Raw genomic sequence first — 17,274 nt, 5'->3', positions numbered from 1 at the left:
GGGGGGGGCCGCATCCGCCTGGGTGCGGCCCCCCTGATGCGTCCGCGCGGCGGACGGATAGGGTGAGCGCATGCAGCACGGGGGCCCATCCGAGCAGACACTGTCGATCGCCGGTACGGACACCGGCCTCGACGCTGAGGAGGCGGCAAGGCGCCTCGCCGCGGGCCTCGGCAACTCGGTCGACGCCGACACGTCGCGCAGCGTCTGGAACATCGTGCGCGCCAACGTGTTCACCCTCTTCAACGGCATCGTCGGCGCGTGCTTCCTGGTGCTACTGCTGGTGGGCCGGTGGCAGGACGCCCTGTTCGGTCTGGCCGCCTTCGCCAACGCGATCATCGGCACGGTGCAGGAGTTCCGCGCCAAGCGCGCCCTCGACCGTCTCGCCCTGTTGAACGCCCCTCGTGCCCGCGTGCGACGCGAGAGCAGCGAGGTGGAGATCGCGCCGGCGGAGGTCGTGCTCGGCGACGTGCTCGTGCTGCGGGCGGGCGATCAGATCGCGGCCGACGCCGTGCTGGAGCGCTCTGTCGCGCTGCAGGTCGACGAGTCGATGCTCACCGGCGAATCGGATGCGGTAGACAAGCGCCCAGGCGACGAGGTGCTCTCGGGTTCGATCGTCGTGGGCGGCGAGGGCGACGCGCGGGTCGACAAGGTCGGTGCGGACTCCTACGCGAACCGTTTCCAGTCCGAGGCCAAGCGCTTCTCCATGGTGCGCAGCGAGCTTCGCACGAGCATCGACCGCGTGCTGAAGTGGGTGAGCTGGGGGATCGGCCCGATCGGGCTGCTCGTGCTCAACGCGCAGGTCATGGTCGCGGGCGGCTGGGCGGTCATCTTCTCCGAGGGGCGCTGGGAGCAGGCGGTCGTCAACACCATCGCGTCGCTCACGGCGATGATCCCGTTGGGGCTTGTGCTCATGACCTCGATCGCTTTCGCGGTCGGGGCGGCGAAGCTGGCTGCAAAGCAGGTGCTGGTCAACGAACTGCCGGCCGTGGAAGGACTCGCGAGGGTCGATGTGATCTGCCTCGACAAGACCGGCACGCTGACCGAGGGGGAGATCACTTTCGATGCCGCGCATCCACTGCCGGATGCGACAGGGGCCTGGGAGAATGCGCTCGCCTGGTACGGGGTGGCGCCCGATGCCAACGCCACGGCGCGGTGTCTGCGGGAGCCGTACCCGGAGGCGCCCGACACTGCGCCGACCGCGCGGATCGGCTTCTCGTCCGGACGCAAGTGGAGCGCGGTCTCGCTGGCCGGCGAGACCTGGGTGCTCGGCGCTCCCGAGATGGTGTTCCCCGAAGAGGCGACCGATGCCGCATCCGTGCTCGGTGGGCTCGTGACCGCGCTCGCCTCGCAGGGGTTGCGCACGCTCGTGCTGGCGCAGGCGCCGGTCGAACTCGACGAGAGCGACGTGACCCAGGAGCGGCTTCCGGCACCGCTCCGCCCCGTCGCGGTCGTCACGTTCCGAGAGCGCGTGCGCCCGGACGCGGCGCAGACGCTCACCTATTTCCACGCGCAGGGCGTCGGGGTGCGCATCATCTCCGGCGACAACCCGCGCACGGTTGCCGCCATCGCCCGCGATGTGGGCCTCGACGTCGCCGAGGGATACGACGCGCGTACGCTCCCCGAGGATGTCCAGGAGCTGGCCGACGTGCTCGAGACGCACACGGTGTTCGGTCGGGTGACGCCCGAGCAGAAGAAGGCCATGGTGCTTGCCCTGCAGAGCCGCGGGCACACCGTTGCGATGACCGGGGACGGCGTCAATGACGCGCTCGCCATCAAGAGCGCCGACATGGGGATCGCGATGAACTCCGGCGCCGCCGCGACGAAGGCGGTCGCGCGCATCGTCCTGCTGGACGGCCGGTTCTCCCACCTTCCGGATGTCGTCGCCGAGGGGCGTCAGGTCATCGCGAACATCGAGCGCGTCTCGATGCTGTTCCTCACCAAGACCGCCTACGCGACGGCTCTGGCCATCCTGTTCGGCACGCTCGTCCTGTCGTTCCCGTTCCTGCCGCGCCAGCTGTCGATCACCGACGGGCTGACAATCGGCATCCCGGCGTTCTTCCTCGCACTCATGCCGAACGCCCGACGCTACATCCCCGGTTTCCTGCCCCGCTCACTGGCGTTCGCCCTGCCGTCGGGGATCATCGTGGCGCTCACGCTCACCGGATACACGCTCGTCGCCCGTTCGATCGGCGTCGAGGAGGACCAACTGCGCACGGGATCGACGATCATCCTGGCGGTCGTGGGCATCTGGATCCTGTCGATCCTGTCGCGCCCGCTCAACCGCTTCAAGGTGATCGTGATCGGCGTCATGTTCCTCGCGCTGATCACGCTGTTCACGGTGCCGGTGTCGATCGAGTTCTTCCAACTCGTCGATCCGGGACGCGAGGGCGCGTACGCGCTGACGTTGTTCGTGATCGTTGCGATCGGCGCGATCGAGATCGTGCGCCTGTTCCACGTGCGGTTCGTGCGGGCCTCGCTCGCGCGTTCTCAGGGGGTGAAGGGGTCCGGCGCGCTCTCCCGCGAGCGGAAGTAACGCGAACCCAGCGGCGTCCACATGACGAGGAGCAGGGCGATCTGCAGGGCGATCTGCACGAACAGCAGGCCGTCCCAGGCGTCGCTGGTGACGATGGTGATCACGTGCAGCGTGAGCTGGATGGCGACGTAGATGGTTACCAGCAGCCGGGAGAGCCGGCTGCCCCGTGCGATTCCGGAGGCGACGGCGAGGGTCAGGAGTCCGAACAGGATGATGCCTGCGCCGATGAGGGAGACGGTCAGCACGTCCTCGGCGGCGACGTCGTAGCGGCTCAGCAGCACCAGGATGCCGAGCACGACGTCGTACGCGCCGGTGAGGGAGACCAGCACGACCGCGAGGGTTACCGCCACGGGGCGGTGGACGTGATGCTGGTTCACGCGACCACCCTAGCGGCCGCCCGCGTCAGCCGGCCGCGCAGCCCAGCCGCGCCTGCGAGGCGCGCATCGCATCGATCTCCGCTGTCTGGTTGACCTTCATGGTCTCGGCGACCTGGAGCACCCGGGGGATGCTGCCGCGCTCGAGCACGGCCTCGGCCATGGGGATGGCGCCCTCGTGGTGACGGATCATGAGCGTCAGGAACTGGCAGTCCAGGACCGTGCCGGTCGCGCTGCGGAGCTCCGCCAGCTCCGCGTCGGTGGCCATGCCCATGGACGCGCGCAGCTCGGCGGGATCGGCGTCGGCTCCGGCGCCGTGCGAGCCGTGCGCATCGGTGTCGCCCATCCAGCTCATCAGGGTGCCCTGCTGCGGCACGCCCCACTGCGTCAGCCACTCGAACATCATCCCGTTCTGAGCGGCCTGACCCGTGGCGATGTCGTACGAGAGCGCCTTCACGATGTCATCGTCCGTGCCGCGGTAGGCGATCATCGCCATTTCGACGGCCTGGTCGTGGTGCACCTGCATGTCGCGGGCGAAGCCGATGTCGGCGGCGTTGGGCACGGCCGGGGCGTTGTCGAAGAGCGAGAAGCGCCCGATCGCGAAGCCGACCGCGATCACGGCGAGCGCGACCAGCCCGATGGCGATCCATCGGGCCGGTCGGCGCTCGGTGCGTTCGGTCATCGGATCACTGACGGCCGGGGGCGTCGACACCGCCGCTGCACGCGGCGAGGGGCTCCGGGGCGTTCTGGCTGCGCCAGTACTCCTCGAAGAACTCCGGGATACGGGTGTCATCGGCCGTGTCGAGCTTGAGCTGCGCGTTCCACGCGCTGAGCACGATGGGGGAGTCGAGGCCCTCGTAGGGCGAGAGCAGCGTGTACGTCTGCGGGAAGTAGCTCTTCAGGGTCGCGAGCTCGTCGTCGCCCACCCTGGCGGGGTCGTACGTGACCCAGATCGCGCCGTGCTCCATGGAGTGCACGGCATTCTCGTTCGGGACGGGCTCGGTGTAGATGCCGCAGTTGAGCCAGAACGGGTTGTGCTCGCCGCCGGCCGGCGGGGTCTGCGGGTACTCGACCGGGCCCTCGACGTGGTTCGTAGTGTTCGAGAACGTCTCGACACCCTCGATGACCGCGCCCGTCGAGTTCTGCGCCTGGTACGTGACCGGCTTCGGCGTGAAGACGATCGAGGCGACCACGAGGGCGACGACGACGACCGCCGCTCCGGAGCCGACGACCCACCAGACGAGCTTGCTGCGGCGACGCTTGGCCAGCTGGCGCTGATACTCGGCCAGCTTCTCCTGGCGGCGCTGCTCGCGCTCCTGCTTCTGGGAGCTGGCGATCTTCGCCTGGGTCGCGGGATTGCCGCTCTGGCGCTTGTCGGGCGTCGGGCTCATGTGATGTACGTCCTCGGGTGGGTGCGGGCACGGAAGGGCGGAACACGGGCCATGCTGTCGGCCCGCAAGGATTGTATGCGAACGCATTTTGTGTGGGCTGGGAAGACCTCAGGGCCCGCCGTCGGGGGAGCTCGGATAGAATCGATGTGTCGCTCGAATCGTTTCGAGCTCGGCCCGCCGCTCGGCGCCCACCTTCTCTTGCGAACTGGTACCCCTTTGTCTGACGTTCCCGCTTCCGACCGCAACGAGACCACCGCCACCGGTTCGGTGCGCGTGCCGCGCCCGGCGACCGGCGCCATCCGCACGCTCGGCTCGAACCCGGCGACCGCCCCCATCGTGCTGCACCCCGGCGATGCCATGCCGACATGGCGCCGTGTGCTCTACATCGTGCTGCTGGGCGCGCTCACCGCGCTCGGCCCGTTCACGATCGACCTGTACCTGCCGGCGTTCCCCATCCTCGAGGCGGACTTCGACACGACGGCGGCGATGATCCAGTTGACCCTGACGGGGACGACCATCGGCTTCGCGCTGGGCCAGCTCGTCGTCGGACCCCTCAGTGACAAGCTCGGACGCCGCATCCCGCTGCTGATCGTGACGGGCCTGCACATCGTGGCGAGTGCGGCCGCCGCCTTCGCTCCGGATCTCGTGAGTCTGGGGGTGACCCGCGTGCTCATGGGCGCGGGTGCCGCGGCCGGCGGTGTCGTCGCGGCAGCGATCGTGCGCGACCTGTTCGGTGGACGGCGGCTCGTGGTCATGCTCTCGCGGCTCGCCCTCGTCTCCGGCGTGGCACCGGTGCTGGCGCCGCTGGTCGGCTCGTGGCTGCTGCAGGTCATGCCGTGGCGCGGGATCTTCGTCGTCCTCGCCGTCTACGGCGTCGTCATGCTGGTGTCCGCTCTCGTCTTCATCCCCGAGACCCTCCCGCGCGCTCGCCGTCAGGAGAGGGGATCGACGACGATCTGGCAGCGCTATCGGAGCGTCTTCAGCGACCGCGTCTTCGTGGGCGTGCTGATCATCGGCGGCATGACCTTCAGCGGCCTGTTCTCCTACCTGTCGGCGTCCTCGTTCCTCTTCCAGCAGAGTTACGGCTTCGACGCGCAGCAGTACGGCCTGCTGTTCGCCGCCAACTCGGTCGGCCTCGTGATCGGCGTGCAGACCGCATCCCGGCTCGCCGCCCGGTTCGGGCCGCAGTGGGTGCTGGCGTTCTCGACCGCCGCCCTCATCGTGACCAGCGCCGCCATCATCGTCGGCGATCAGCTGCACCTGGGCGTCTGGGGAACCGTCGTGCCGCTGTTCCTTTTCATGACCACCTGCGGGTTCACGTTCCCGTGCGTGCAGGTGCTCGCGCTCGACCGGCACGGCAATGCCGCGGGAACCGCGCAGTCGATCATCGGAGCCACGAACTTCGGTGTCGCGGGCATCATCTCGCCGCTCGTGGGCGGGCTGTCCCACGGGGCGCCCATCTCGCCCACGACCATGGCGTCGGTCATGGTGGGCTGCGGCGTGATCGCGGCGCTGTCGCTCTGGTTCATCGTGCGTCCGCGCACGGTTGCCCAGCTCGCGCCCTGATACACCATCGCCGCTCACCCGGCGGATCCCGGATGCGGGTGCCAGACTGAGTCGATGAGCCAGCCCAGCGCCCCCTCCCGTCGCGGCATCCTGTGGGTCGGCGGCGCGCTCGTGGCGCTCGGCCTGGCGATCGGGGTGTGGATCGTGCTGAGCGGTGACGCGCCGTTCGCCATCGACACCGCCTGGAACGACCTGCTCGCCGCGGCCGACTGGTCCTTCCTCACGCAGCTCTCGCTGTTCCTCAATGTCGCCGGCGGAACGCTCGTCGGGTCGCTCGTCGTCCCCGTCGTCGGCGTGGCACTCCTGATGCTGGCGCGGCGTCCCTGGTCGGCCGCGACGCTCGTGATCGCCATCGCGGCGAGCGCTCTCGTCGTGCAGATCCTGAAGAACGTGTTCGCACGGGGGCGCCCCGCCGACATGACGGTGCTGAGCGACTTCGGCTCGTACCCCTCAGGCCACGTGGCGAACGCCGCGACGGTGGCGACGATGCTCGTCGTGCTGCTGCCGCGGGTGTGGACGATCATCGTCGCCGCTGCGTGGGTGCTGCTCATGGCGTTCAGTCGCACCTACCTGCACGCGCACTGGCTCACCGATGCGATCGGCGGCATGGCCGTCGGCGTGGGCGTCGCGCTGGTGTGCGTCGCGCTTCTCGGACGCCGCCTCGAACCCGAGCGCCGCTGAGACGGCTTCTGCGCGCGGCCTGTCAAGAGCCGGTCCCGTCAGCGGTGAGCAGGCTTACCCTCGCAGCATGACGACGCTCTCCTCGCCCACCGGGCACGAGCCCGCCCTGCGTGCCCCGCACCGCGAGGACGGCACGACGCCGCTCGTTCTGGTGCTGGGCGCGACCGGGTACATCGGCGGCCGGCTCACCCCGCGCCTGCTCGCCGCGGGCTACCGCGTGCGCGTGCTCTCCCGGGACGGCGAACGCGTGCGGGCGCTGTCGTGGGGGAGCGACGTGGAGATCGTCGAGGGATCCGTCACCGACCCGGGAGCCATGGCAGAGGCGTGCGACGGGGTCGATGTCGTGTACTACCTCGTGCACTCGATGGGGCAGGGCAAGGGGTTCGAGGACACGGACCTTGCCGCCGCCCGGACGGTCGCAGATGCGGCCGCCGCCGCATCCGTCTCGCGTCTCGTGTACCTAGGGGCGCTGCACCCGGAGGGCGTGGCGCTGTCGCCGCACCTCGCGAGCCGGGTCGAGGTGGGCGAGGTCTTCCTCGACAGCCCCGTGCCCACCGCGGTGCTCCAGGCGGGCATCGTCATCGGCTCGGGTTCCGCATCCTTCGAGATGATCCGCCACCTCACCGAGGTGCTGCCGTACATGCCGGCGCCGAAGTGGGTGCGCAATCGCGTGCAGCCGATCGCGGTTCGGGACGTCCTGTACTACCTGCTAGGAGCGGCCCGTTTCGCCCCCGAGGTGAACCGCGCGTTCGACATCGGTGGGCCGGATGCGCCGCGCTACGGCCAGATGATGAACGGCTACGCGGTCGAGGCCGGCCTCCCGCAGCGCCCGATCGCGCCGTTGCCGGTGCTGACACCCGGGCTCGCCTCGCACTGGGTCAACGTCGTCACACCGGTGCCCCGCTCCATTGCCCGGCCGCTCATCGCCTCGCTGCAGAACGAGTGCGTCATCAAAGACCGTTCGATCGACGAGGTCATCCCGCCGCCCGAGGGTGGGTTGACGTCGTACCGGCGCGCCGTTCAGCTCGCGCTGGGGCGGGTGGATGCCGACGACATCGAGACGAGCTGGCAGGACGCCGAGGTTTCCGGGGTCCCCAGCGACCCGCTGCCCAGCGATCCGGAGTGGGCGGGGCGCACGGTGTACACGGATGCGCGCAGCGCCGTGACGACCGCGTCCCCCGAGGATCTCTGGAGCGTCGTCGCCGGGATCGGGGGAGAGAACGGCTGGTACTCCACCCCGATCCTCTGGGCCGTGCGCGGGTGGATGGACCGCGCGGTGGGCGGGGTGGGTCTGCGTCGGGGGCGACGCAGCCGCACCCGCGTCGCCGTGGGGGACGCGATCGACTTCTGGCGCGTCGAGGCCGTCGAGCCCGGACGGATGCTGCGCCTGCGCGCCGAGATGAAGGTGCCGGGCCTCGCGTGGCTCGAACTGTCGGTGACGCCCGAGGGCACCGGATCGCGCTACGACCAGCGGGCGGTGTTCTTCCCGCGCGGTCTCAGCGGCCGCCTGTACTGGCTCGCAGTCCTGCCGTTCCACGGCTTCGTCTTCCGGGGCATGGCCGAGCACATCATTGCGGCCGCCGAGGCGCGCGAGCTCTGAGGCGCGTCGTAGGCTGACCGGTATGCGTCTGGCGGCTGTCATCACCGTGTCCGATCGGTCCGCCGCGGGCGAGCGCGAGGACGCATCCGGACCCGTCGCGGTCGAGCAGCTGCGCGCCGCGGGGTGGGAGTGTCCGCCGGCTCGTGTCGTGGCGGACGGCGTCGACAGCGTCGAGAGCGCGTTGCGCGCGGCTCTCGCTGCGGGCGCTCGACTGATCGTCACCTCGGGCGGTACGGGTGTCTCGCCGAGGGATCAGACTCCGGAGGCGAGCGCGCGCGTCATCGAACGTGAGCTGCCCGGCATCGCGGAGGAGCTGCGTCGGCGCGGCGGCGAGAGCAAACCGGCGGCACTGCTCACCCGCGGCCTGGCCGGAACCGCGCAGGGCGCGTTCATCGTCAACCTGCCGGGCAAGCCCGCAGCGGTCGCGGAGGGGATGCCGCTGATCATCGCCGTCGCCGACCACGTCGTCGACCAGCTCGCCGGAGGAGATCACTGATGCCCGTCGTCATCGCACGCGTGAGCGCCGAGCCCCTCGATCTCGACGCGCACCTCGCCGCCGTGGACGACGCCGCATCCGGCGCGCTCACCACGTTCGTGGGCCGCGTGCGAGACAACGACCCGGATGCGCGCACCGCGGTCGTGGCCCTCGAGTACTCGGCCCACCCGGATGCGGAGCAGTTCCTGCACCGGATCGCCGAGCAGGCCATCGGCGACACCGGCGCGCTCGTGGCCGTCAGTCATCGCATCGGCCGGCTGGAGGTCGGCGACGCCGCGGTCGTCATCGCCGTCGCATCCGGGCACCGGGACGTGGCCTTCACCGTGTGCCGCGAGGTGATCGAGCAGATCAAGCGAGAGCTGCCGGTGTGGAAGCGCCAGGTCGAGTCCGACGGGACGACAGCGTGGAAGGGCCTGGGCGGCTGAGCTCAGCCGCCGGCGAAGGGCGGCAGCACGTCGACCAGGGTGTCGGCATCCAGCGGCGCATCGTCGTCGCGCCGCGCCCCGGCGACCAGCACGGCGCAGCGCGGCAGAATGCCGCCGAGTCCCGGGCGTTCCGCGGCCAGAGCACGACGCAGCTCTCCGACCGTCGCCTCCGCGCGGTGCTCCTCGGCGCGCCCGGCGAGCTCCTCGGCAGCAGCGAAGTAGCGCACGTGCGCCATCAGGCCTCGCGTTCGGCGACGAGGTCGGCGATCTCGGCGATCGCCCGCCGCACGTCCTCTGCCGAGCCGCCGGCGCGTCCAGCCGCCAGCCCCGCCGCGAAAGTGCTCACGGGCGCTGCGGGACGCGCGACGCCGCGCGCGACGACGCCCGCCAGATCCAGCACGGCCGAAATCGGCAGGTCGTCGGGCGTGAGCCCCAGACGCTCGGCGATCTGCGCCGCCCATTCGTCCAGAGCCTCCGGCGGAAGGTGCTCGCTCATCGGTCCTCCTCCTTCTCGATGCCGGGCGCGACGGCGCCCGCATCCTGCAGATCCTGCCACGTGTCGATGTCGGCCACGACCTCGTCCGGCGCGCGCACGACAGCGATCGCGAGCTCTGCCATGATCTGACGAACCGATTGATCCCTGCCTTCGTCGCCAAGGGATGCGGTTCCGCGTGCGAGCGCGGCGGTGCGGTAGAGCCCCGTGAGCCATTGCGGACGGGAGGAGGCATCGCCGAGGCAGACGCCGTCGGTGTCGGCGGGCAGCAGTTCCCGATCCGCCATCAGGCGGGCGACCGCCTCGGCGGGGCGGACGAGATCCACCGCCAGGACGAGGGTCCAGGGGGCATCGGTCGCGACGGCCATCGCGGCGTGCAGCGCCGCCGCGGGTCCGGTGAACACCGGGTCCTCCCGGACCCACCGAACGTCGTCGGGTGCAGGCCGCACCTCGGGTCCGGCGACGATGACGGGCGCAGCTCCTGCAGAGCGTGCCGCGCTGACCGCGCGCTCGAGCAGCGTGGCGCCCTCGATGCGCACGAGCGGTTTCGGGATGCCGTCCAGTCGCGCGGCTCGTCCACCCGCCAGGATGATGGCCTGCAGGTCGGTCATGCCTCGCCCGGACGCTGCCAGGTGCCGGACTTGCCGCCCTCCTTGCGGACGATCCGCACATTCTCGATCGAGGGGGACTTGTCGATCGCCTTGACCATGTCGATCACGGTCAGCGCGGCCACGCTCACCGCCGTGAGTGCTTCCATCTCCACGCCGGTGCGATCGGCCGTCCGCACGGTCGCCTCGATCTCGACGCCGTCGTCCACGACCAGCAGGTCAACGACGGCGCCGTGCACGCCGATCACGTGCGCGAGCGGCAGCAGGTCGGGGGTGCGCTTGGCCGCCTGGATGCCGGCGATGCGGGCGACGGCCAGCACATCGCCCTTGGGGACCGCGCCATCGCGCAGCGCTGCGACGATGCCGGCGGAGGTGCGCACGAAGCCGCGGGCCGTCGCCGAACGGACGGTCGGCTGCTTGGCGGTGACGTCGACCATGCGGGCGTGACCCGCCGCATCCAGGTGGGTGAAGCTCATGAGATCAGCATGACATCGACGAGATCGCGCTCGCGGACCTCCTCGACCTCCGCGGGCACCACCGCGTATGCCTCGGCGCGTGCGAGACCGCCCGCGAGGTGCGAGCCGGAGCCGCCCGCGGTGGCAGGTCCCACGCGCCAGCCGGTGGGATCGGAGCGGTCGATCGAGGCGGGCAGGTACTGACGCCGGCCGGGCGGTGTGCGCCATCCGGTGGTCGCGGGCAGGCGGATCACGTCGCGATGCAGTGCCGCGCGCCCCAGCATCCGCATCAGAGCCGGGCGCACGAACACCTCGAACGACACGGCGGACGAGACGGGGTTGCCCGGCAGCGCGAACAGGAGAGGACCTGCGGCGAGGCGTCCGAAACCCTGCGGCTTACCCGGCTGCATCGCGACCTTCGGGAAGGCGATATCGCCGCTCAGGGCGTTCTTGACGACCTCGTACGCGCCCGCGCTGACGCCGCCGGAGGTGATCACGACGTCCGCGCCGGCATCCTGCGCGTCGCGAAGCACCGCGAGCAGCGACGCGTCCGTGTCGTCGACGCTTGCGCGGAGGACGACATCGGCGCTCGCGGCTGCGGCGAGGCCGGCCAGCAGGATGCTGTTCGACTCGGGGATCTGTCCACGTCGAAGCGGAAGCCCGGGAGCCACGAGCTCGTCACCGGTCGAGATCACGGCGACGCGGGGGACTCGCGTCACCTCGAGCTCGCCGACCCCCGCCGCAGCGGCCGCCGCGATCTGCAGCGGACCCAGCAGCACGCCGGCATCGATCACCACATCTCCGGCCGAGAGGTCGGAGGCGCGTCGTCTCACGTGAGCGCCGGGTGCTGGCGGAGGAACGAGCACGGCGACCTCGCCCAGCGAATCGTCGAGACCGCCCGCGGTGTGCTCGAACGGCACGACCGTGTCGGCAGCGGTGGGCACGGGAGAGCCGGTCATGATGCGCGCGGCTTCGCCGGGACCCAGATCGGGGTCGAAGGCTGTGCCGGCAGGAAGGTCGGCGACGACGCGCAACCGGCTCGGTGCGGCATCCGTGGCGGCACGGACGTCGGCGAAGCGCACCGCGAAACCGTCCATCGCGGAGTTCTCGAACACCGGGATGTCGACGCCAGCGCGCACCGGCGCGGCGGTCGTGCGACCCGCCGCGGCCGCGGTCGCGACCCGTTCGGAGGGTAGCGTCGCCACCTCGGCGAGCACGAGGGCGAGCTGTTCCTCGACGGTGCGGATGCTCATGCGCGCCCTCCGATCCACGCGTCCATGCCGCCTGCCAGCACGACCACGTCGGCTCCCGCTGCCGCGAGGGCGCGGGCGGCGCGGTGCGCCCGCATCCCGGCCTTGCAGACCACCGCATAGGGCCCGGCGCCGAGCGCAGCGGGATTCTCCAGGACCGCAGCCAACGGCACGAGTCGAGCGCCGGGAACGGTTCCCAGTTCTGTCTCTTCCGGCTCGCGCACATCTAGCACCGCGAGGCCGGCGGCCCGGCGCTCGTCGAACTCAACCGTGTCGATCTCGGGGATCTCGGGGAGCGGATCGGGTGCCGGCGTCGGGCTCTGTCCGCTCGGGCGCAGGGGGACCTCGCGCACGCGAGCGGTGAGGGCGTCGATGAAGAGGATGCGGCCCAGCAACGGCTCGCCGATGCCGGTGATGAGCTTGACGGCCTCGATCGCGAGCGCTCCGCCGACCTGCACGCACAACGCCCCGAGGACGCCCACCTGGGAACAGGACGGCACCTCGCCCACCGTCTCCGGCGGGTACAGATCTGCCAGCACGACAGGGGCGACGTCGTTCGGCGGTGCCGACCAGAAGACGGTCACCTGGCCCGCGAACTCCTGCACGGTTCCCCACACGAGCGGGATGCCGCGGCGTTCGCACGCGGCGGCGACGGCCGCACGGGTGGCGAAGGTGTCGCTGCCGTCGATGACCAGGTGGGCGGTCGCGAGGAGGTCGTCGGCGTTGGTGTCGTCGATGCGCGCACGAATGCCGGTGACGACCGTCGCCGAGCCCAGGTCCGCGGCGGCGCGGCGGGCGCTGTCGATCTTCGGGGCGCCCACGTCCTCGACGCGGTGGAGCACCTGACGCTGCAGGTTGGTGAGTTCGACCTCGTCGTCGTCGATGACGATGAGCTCGCCCACACCGGCGGCGGCCAGCGCGAGTACGACCGGAGAACCGAGGCCCCCGACGCCGATGACGGCGACGCGGCCGGCGGCCAGGCGACGTTGGCCGAGTTCACCGAAGCCGGCGAGGACGGCATGGCGCGCGGTGCGCGCGCGCTCGGATTCCGACAGCGCGGCAACCGGCTCGACGAGCGCGGGCAGGGGCATGACCCCAGGGTAGCCGCGGCCGGCGGGCATCGGATCGGGCGGACACCGGGGTTATGCGCGACTCAGCATCCTCAGGACTCGACGGTGACCTGCGTGATGGTGTCGTCGGGACCGAAGTGGACGGCAGGCCAGTATCCGTCCAAGAAATGTTGACCGCACGTGTCGTTGAAGTGAACCGTGACGGCGCCGTCGGGGAGGATCACGATCTGCTCGGCCCTGAGGTCGTCAGCCGCTTCGTCGAGCTCGGCCTTCGTCGGGTCCTCGGAACTGAACTCGATGACCACCGCGTCGGTGGCTGCCCGGTCCCACTGCGCGCGATGAGACAGGAACTCCTCGAGCCGCTTCAGAAGCCCCGCAGCGATCGCCACGTCGCCGGTCTCGAGCGTGAGGTGAGGGTCGCCGGCGACCGAAAACCGTTCGAAGAGCCTGACCTCGCCGTCGAGCGACGTCACGGAATCCCGGGTGAACGCACCCCACGGGGACGGAAGACTCACTGATGACTCGTCGGGCATGTCGCCAGGATATTCGCGTCGCTTCCGCCGGAGGGGCTTTCCGCGGCATCGTGTGGGCCCAATGATCCGCGAATGCGGGGCAATCGAACTCCTTGAGCCGCGAATGCGGATATCGTCATCTGCATGCACTCCTTCAAGGTGTCTCACGCCGCTCGGCTGCTCGGCGTCAGCGACGACACCATCCGGCGATGGATCGACCAGGGCATCCTGCCGACGACCGATGCCACCCCGGTCGAGATCCCCGGCGACGCGCTCGCCGCGCGCGCGAGCGAGCTCGCCGCTGCATCCGATGATCCGAGCGACGTGCTCTCGAGTGCCCGCAACCGCTTCGTGGGTCTCGTGACCCGGGTACAGATCGACGGGGTGATGGCCCAGGTCGACATCCAGGCCGGTCCGCACCGGGTCGTCTCGCTCATGACGGCGGAGTCTGCCCGGGACCTCGCTCTCGAGCCGGGTTCGCTCGCCGTCGCCGTCGTGAAGGCGACGACCGTGATCGTCGAGACCCCGAAGGACTGACATGACCGCTCGTCGCTTCTCGCTCATCGGTGTCGTCGCCGCCGGTGCCCTCCTGCTCGCCGGCTGCGCCGGAGCCGCCGCGCCGACTCCCGCATCGAGCACGTCCGCCACCACGGAGCTGAGCGGAACGCTCACGATCTCGGCCGCCGCATCCCTGAACGCCGCGTTCGACGAGATCGCCGCGGGCTTCGAGGAACAGTATCCGGGTGTGCAGATCCAGCCGATCTCCTACGACGGCTCGTCGACGCTCGCGACGCAGATCATCGGCGGAGCACCCGTGGACGTGTTCGCCTCGGCGGACGAGAACAACATGAACAAGGTGGTGGACGCCGGCCTCGCCCAAGACCCGCAGGTGTTCGCCACGAACACGCTCGTCATCGCCGTGCCCGCAGGAAACCCCGCCGACATCGAATCGCTCGCCGACCTCGCGAAGCCCGGCGCGACCGTCGTCCTGTGCGCGCCGGAAGTGCCGTGCGGCGCCGCATCCCAGAAGCTGCTGAGCGCGGCGGATGTCAGTGTCACCCCGGTCAGCCAGGAGCAGAACGTGACCGCGGTGCTGACGAAGGTCGCCGCCGGCGAGGCCGACGCGGGTCTGGTCTACGCGACCGATGTGAAGGGCCGCGACGACGTGGACTCCCTCACGCCCGACGGGGCGGGAGCCGTCGTCAATCGGTACCCGATCGTCGCGCTGAACGACGCTCCGGATGCGGCGGCCGCCGCGGCCTTCGTGGCCTATGTGCGCGGTGAGCGCGGCCAGCAGATCCTCGCTTCGCACGGCTTCGGCGCACCGTGAGCGGGACGCCGCGGGGTCATCTGCCGCGCTCGCTCGCGATCCCCGCGGCGATCGGGCTCGCGTTCCTCCTGGTGCCCCTGGTCGCGCTCATCGGCCGGGTCGAGTGGTCGACGTTCGCCGCTGACATCACCTCGCCGTCCGCACTCAGCGCGCTCTCGCTCTCGCTCGGAACCGGCGTGCTCGCCACCGTCGTCTGCGTCGTCGTCGGCGTGCCGCTCGCCCTGCTCATCGCGCGTGCGGCTTCTCGCACCGCCGCCGTGCTGCGTGCGCTCGTCACGGTGCCGCTCGTGCTGCCGCCGATGGTCGGCGGCGTCGCGCTGCTGTATCTCTTCGGACGCAACGGGGTGCTCGGCGACGCCCTCGACGCGATCGGGGTGCGCGTGCCCTTCACGACGGCGGCCGTCGTCATGGCGCAGGTCTTCGTCGCCCTCCCGTTCCTCGTGCTCGCGGTGGAGGGTTCCCTGCGTGCCATCGGAACGGGCTACGAACGCGCCGCTGCATCGCTCGGCGCCGGTCGGTGGACGGTGTTGCGCCGCGTCACCCTTCCCCTCGCCGCTCCGGGCCTCGTCGCCGGCGTCGTGCTGTGCTTCGCGCGGGCGATCGGCGAGTTCGGCGCGACGGCCCTGTTCGCCGGCAACGCGCCGGGCGTCACCCAGACCATGCCGCTGGCGATCTACACCGCGTTCAACGGGGCCGGTGTGTCGCAGGGCACCGCCGTGGCGCTCTCGCTGCTCCTGCTGGCGACCGCCGTTCTCGTTCTGCTCCTCGTGCGCGCCTGGCGGCCGGGGGCGGTGCGATGACCGCGGTGCAGGCCCGCATCCATGTCTCGCGGCCTGGGTTCGACCTCGACGTCGCCCTGTCTGTGGCGCCGGGCGAGACGGTGGCCATCATGGGCCCGAGCGGTGCGGGGAAGTCGACACTGCTGGACGCGCTCGCCGGCCTCGTGCCGCTGAGCGACGGGCGGATCGTCCTTGACCAGGACGAGGTCTCGACCCCGCGCTTCCAGCTCGCGGCAGCCCGGCGAGGGACCGTACTGCTCGGGCAGGACCCCCACCTGTTCCCGCACCTGAGCGCGCGCGAGAACGTGGCGTTCGGGCCCCGCGCAGCCGGCATGCCCGCACGCGTCGCGCGGTCGCTGGCGCAGGAGTGGCTGGTGCGCGTGGGCCTGGCGGATGCGGGCCAGCGGCGGCCGGCGGATCTGTCCGGTGGACAGCAGCAGCGCGTCGCGATCGCGCGGGCGCTCGCCGCATCCCCTCGGCTCGTGCTGCTCGACGAGCCGCTGACCTCGCTCGATCCGGTGACGGCGGATGGCATCCGGGCCCTGCTGGCCGAACACCTCGTGGGGCGCACGTGCGTGCTGGTGACGCACGACGCGGTGGATGCGGTCGCCTTCGCCGATCGCGTCGCGGTGATCGAGGCCGGCCGGCTCACCCAGGAGGGCACGGTGCGCGAGGTGCTCGCCGCGCCGGCGACGGCGTTCGTGGCCTCGCTGGCCGGACTCAACCGCGTGGTCGGCGTCCCCGCATCCGGCGGAGTCGTCGTGGACGGGGTACTGATCGAGGGGCGCGGAGACCTTCTCCCCGCGGCGGAAGGGGCCGCCATCTTCCGCCCGGGGGACGTGCGGATCGTGGGCGCCGAAACGCCCGGCTCGTGGCCGACCCTGGTCGTGCGCGTCGAACCCACGATCGCGGGCGCGCGCGTGCACACCGCGACGGGCGGGATCGCCGTGGACGTGTCGCTCGACGAGCTCGCGGTCCGCGGTCTGGGACCGGGTGCGCAGGTCACGCTCGCCGTGGACCCCGAGCGCGTCCGCATCCGCCCCGCCTGAAACCCCTCACCCCCGTCGGGAGGGGCCGGCCTGCCCGCGGGGCGCACAGGAGGGGGAGGTACGCTCGGCGCATGGGAGTCATCCGTCCGTTCCGTCCGGGCGATGAAGACGCGCTGGCGGCGGTCTGTCTCGCGACGGCGGCCGCCGGCTCCGACGGCAGAGGGATCCTGACCGACGACGGCCTCTGGGCCGACCTGTACCTCCTGCCCTACCTCGAGCGGCATCCTGACCTCGCCTTCGTCGCGGAGGATGCAGAAGGCCGCCCGGCGGGCTACATCGTCGCAACCGATGACACGATCGCGTTCGACGCCTGGTTCGCACGGGACTGGTGGCCCGCCCACCGTGCGCGCTACGCGCTGCCGGACGCGAACGCTCGGCAGCGGGCGATCGTCGCCGAAGCGGATTCGCGCACGGAGAGCAGTGCGCTGCGCACCACCCACCCCGCGCACCTGCACATCGACCTGCTGCCCGTGCTGCAGGGGCAGGGCACCGGGAGGCGTCTGGTCGCAACGCTCGTCGCCGCGTTGCGCGAGCGCGGCGTGCGCGGCCTGCACCTGGGCGCGGACGCGCGCAACGTCGGAGCGCTGGCGTTCTACGACCGTCTCGGGTTCGTGCGCGCCGCCTCGCCCGAGGGCGCCCAGCTGTTCACCCTCGATCTCTGA

General features: G+C 71.1%; 21 protein-coding genes. 11 read left to right on the top strand and 10 right to left on the bottom strand.

Going from position 1 to position 17,274, the window contains the following annotated elements; translation table 11 throughout:
- Nucleotides 1–70: 70 nt before the first annotated feature.
- Nucleotides 71–2,533 carry an HAD-IC family P-type ATPase gene (locus KYX17_RS26645; RefSeq protein ID WP_243231664.1) on the top strand — a complete coding sequence of 821 codons (2,463 nt, stop codon included), beginning with the start codon at nucleotides 71–73 and terminating at the stop codon, nucleotides 2,531–2,533.
- Here KYX17_RS26645 and KYX17_RS26640 read toward each other — a convergent pair.
- Genes KYX17_RS26640 through KYX17_RS26630 form a run of 3 tightly spaced genes read right to left on the bottom strand, consistent with a single transcriptional unit; the run spans nucleotide 2,488 to nucleotide 4,298 of the window.
- Nucleotides 2,488–2,910, bottom strand: coding sequence for a hypothetical protein (locus KYX17_RS26640; protein ID WP_243231663.1), 423 nt, complete (start codon nucleotides 2,908–2,910; stop codon nucleotides 2,488–2,490). The two genes, KYX17_RS26645 and KYX17_RS26640, sit on opposite strands and share 46 nt — an antisense overlap.
- 25 nt (nucleotides 2,911–2,935) lie before the next feature.
- Complete coding sequence (locus KYX17_RS26635; protein ID WP_243231661.1) at nucleotides 2,936–3,589, bottom strand: DUF305 domain-containing protein; 654 nt, start codon at nucleotides 3,587–3,589, stop codon at nucleotides 2,936–2,938.
- A gap of 4 nt (nucleotides 3,590–3,593) precedes the next feature.
- Nucleotides 3,594–4,298 (bottom strand): DUF3105 domain-containing protein, encoded by a 705-nt coding sequence (locus KYX17_RS26630; protein ID WP_243231659.1) that lies wholly within the window; start codon nucleotides 4,296–4,298, stop codon nucleotides 3,594–3,596.
- A 216-nt stretch (nucleotides 4,299–4,514) separates the two neighbouring features.
- Here KYX17_RS26630 and KYX17_RS26625 point away from each other — a divergent pair, with 216 nt between their 5' ends.
- The 5 genes from KYX17_RS26625 (at nucleotide 4,515) to KYX17_RS26605 (ending at nucleotide 9,066) form a co-directional block, all read left to right on the top strand.
- A complete protein-coding gene (locus tag KYX17_RS26625) occupies nucleotides 4,515–5,864 on the top strand; it encodes a multidrug effflux MFS transporter (RefSeq protein ID WP_243231657.1) in 1,350 nt (449 codons plus the stop codon).
- Nucleotides 5,865–5,918: 54 nt separating this feature from the next.
- Nucleotides 5,919–6,545 (top strand): phosphatase PAP2 family protein, encoded by a 627-nt coding sequence (locus tag KYX17_RS26620; protein ID WP_243231655.1) that lies wholly within the window; start codon nucleotides 5,919–5,921, stop codon nucleotides 6,543–6,545.
- A 67-nt stretch (nucleotides 6,546–6,612) separates the two neighbouring features.
- Nucleotides 6,613–8,145 carry an SDR family oxidoreductase gene (locus KYX17_RS26615; protein ID WP_243231653.1) on the top strand — a complete coding sequence of 511 codons (1,533 nt, stop codon included), beginning with the start codon at nucleotides 6,613–6,615 and terminating at the stop codon, nucleotides 8,143–8,145.
- Nucleotides 8,146–8,167: 22 nt separating this feature from the next.
- Nucleotides 8,168–8,641 carry a molybdenum cofactor biosynthesis protein B gene (locus KYX17_RS26610; protein WP_243231650.1) on the top strand — a complete coding sequence of 158 codons (474 nt, stop codon included), beginning with the start codon at nucleotides 8,168–8,170 and terminating at the stop codon, nucleotides 8,639–8,641.
- Nucleotides 8,638–9,066, top strand: coding sequence for a molybdenum cofactor biosynthesis protein MoaE (locus tag KYX17_RS26605; protein WP_243231698.1), 429 nt, complete (start codon nucleotides 8,638–8,640; stop codon nucleotides 9,064–9,066). The genes KYX17_RS26610 and KYX17_RS26605 overlap by 4 nt, the downstream gene beginning before the upstream one ends.
- A 2-nt stretch (nucleotides 9,067–9,068) precedes the next feature.
- Here KYX17_RS26605 and KYX17_RS26600 read toward each other — a convergent pair whose 3' ends face one another.
- The 7 genes from KYX17_RS26600 to KYX17_RS26570 all read right to left on the bottom strand — a co-directional run bounded on the left by KYX17_RS26600 (nucleotide 9,069) and on the right by KYX17_RS26570 (nucleotide 13,475).
- On the bottom strand, nucleotides 9,069–9,302 hold the full coding sequence (locus tag KYX17_RS26600; protein ID WP_243231649.1) for a MoaD/ThiS family protein: 234 nt from the start codon (nucleotides 9,300–9,302) through the stop codon (nucleotides 9,069–9,071).
- The gene (locus KYX17_RS26595) at nucleotides 9,302–9,562 is read right to left on the bottom strand and encodes a DUF6457 domain-containing protein (RefSeq protein ID WP_243231647.1); all 261 of its coding nucleotides are present in this window, start codon (nucleotides 9,560–9,562) and stop codon (nucleotides 9,302–9,304) included. Before KYX17_RS26595 ends, KYX17_RS26600 begins: the two co-directional genes overlap by 1 nt.
- On the bottom strand, nucleotides 9,559–10,170 hold the full coding sequence (locus KYX17_RS26590; protein WP_243231646.1) for a molybdenum cofactor guanylyltransferase: 612 nt from the start codon (nucleotides 10,168–10,170) through the stop codon (nucleotides 9,559–9,561). Before KYX17_RS26590 ends, KYX17_RS26595 begins: the two co-directional genes overlap by 4 nt.
- The gene (gene moaC / locus KYX17_RS26585) at nucleotides 10,167–10,643 is read right to left on the bottom strand and encodes a cyclic pyranopterin monophosphate synthase MoaC (protein WP_243231645.1); all 477 of its coding nucleotides are present in this window, start codon (nucleotides 10,641–10,643) and stop codon (nucleotides 10,167–10,169) included. Before moaC ends, KYX17_RS26590 begins: the two co-directional genes overlap by 4 nt.
- A complete protein-coding gene (glp, locus tag KYX17_RS26580; RefSeq protein ID WP_243231644.1) occupies nucleotides 10,640–11,875 on the bottom strand; it encodes a gephyrin-like molybdotransferase Glp in 1,236 nt (411 codons plus the stop codon). Before glp ends, moaC begins: the two co-directional genes overlap by 4 nt.
- The gene (locus tag KYX17_RS26575; RefSeq protein ID WP_243231641.1) at nucleotides 11,872–12,963 is read right to left on the bottom strand and encodes a ThiF family adenylyltransferase; all 1,092 of its coding nucleotides are present in this window, start codon (nucleotides 12,961–12,963) and stop codon (nucleotides 11,872–11,874) included. Before KYX17_RS26575 ends, glp begins: the two co-directional genes overlap by 4 nt.
- A gap of 71 nt (nucleotides 12,964–13,034) precedes the next feature.
- The gene (locus tag KYX17_RS26570) at nucleotides 13,035–13,475 is read right to left on the bottom strand and encodes a hypothetical protein (RefSeq protein WP_243231639.1); all 441 of its coding nucleotides are present in this window, start codon (nucleotides 13,473–13,475) and stop codon (nucleotides 13,035–13,037) included.
- Nucleotides 13,476–13,598: 123 nt separating this feature from the next.
- Here KYX17_RS26570 and KYX17_RS26565 point away from each other — a divergent pair, with 123 nt between their 5' ends.
- The 5 genes from KYX17_RS26565 to KYX17_RS26545 all read left to right on the top strand — a co-directional run bounded on the left by KYX17_RS26565 (nucleotide 13,599) and on the right by KYX17_RS26545 (nucleotide 17,274).
- On the top strand, nucleotides 13,599–13,991 hold the full coding sequence (locus KYX17_RS26565) for a molybdopterin-binding protein (protein WP_243231638.1): 393 nt from the start codon (nucleotides 13,599–13,601) through the stop codon (nucleotides 13,989–13,991).
- A 1-nt stretch (nucleotide 13,992) separates the two neighbouring features.
- Entirely contained in the window at nucleotides 13,993–14,784 is a 792-nt protein-coding gene (gene modA / locus KYX17_RS26560) for a molybdate ABC transporter substrate-binding protein (protein WP_243231635.1), read from the top strand.
- Complete coding sequence (locus tag KYX17_RS26555) at nucleotides 14,781–15,584, top strand: ABC transporter permease (protein ID WP_243231633.1); 804 nt, start codon at nucleotides 14,781–14,783, stop codon at nucleotides 15,582–15,584. Before modA ends, KYX17_RS26555 begins: the two co-directional genes overlap by 4 nt.
- A complete protein-coding gene (locus KYX17_RS26550; RefSeq protein WP_243231630.1) occupies nucleotides 15,581–16,612 on the top strand; it encodes an ABC transporter ATP-binding protein in 1,032 nt (343 codons plus the stop codon). Before KYX17_RS26555 ends, KYX17_RS26550 begins: the two co-directional genes overlap by 4 nt.
- 71 nt (nucleotides 16,613–16,683) lie before the next feature.
- Nucleotides 16,684–17,274, top strand: a complete 591-nt coding sequence (locus KYX17_RS26545) for an N-acetyltransferase (protein WP_243231627.1) — start codon at nucleotides 16,684–16,686, stop codon at nucleotides 17,272–17,274.

The sequence above is a fragment of the Microbacterium sp. CIAB417 genome (assembly GCF_022788845.1).
This window is presented reverse-complemented; position numbering and strand designations above follow the sequence as displayed.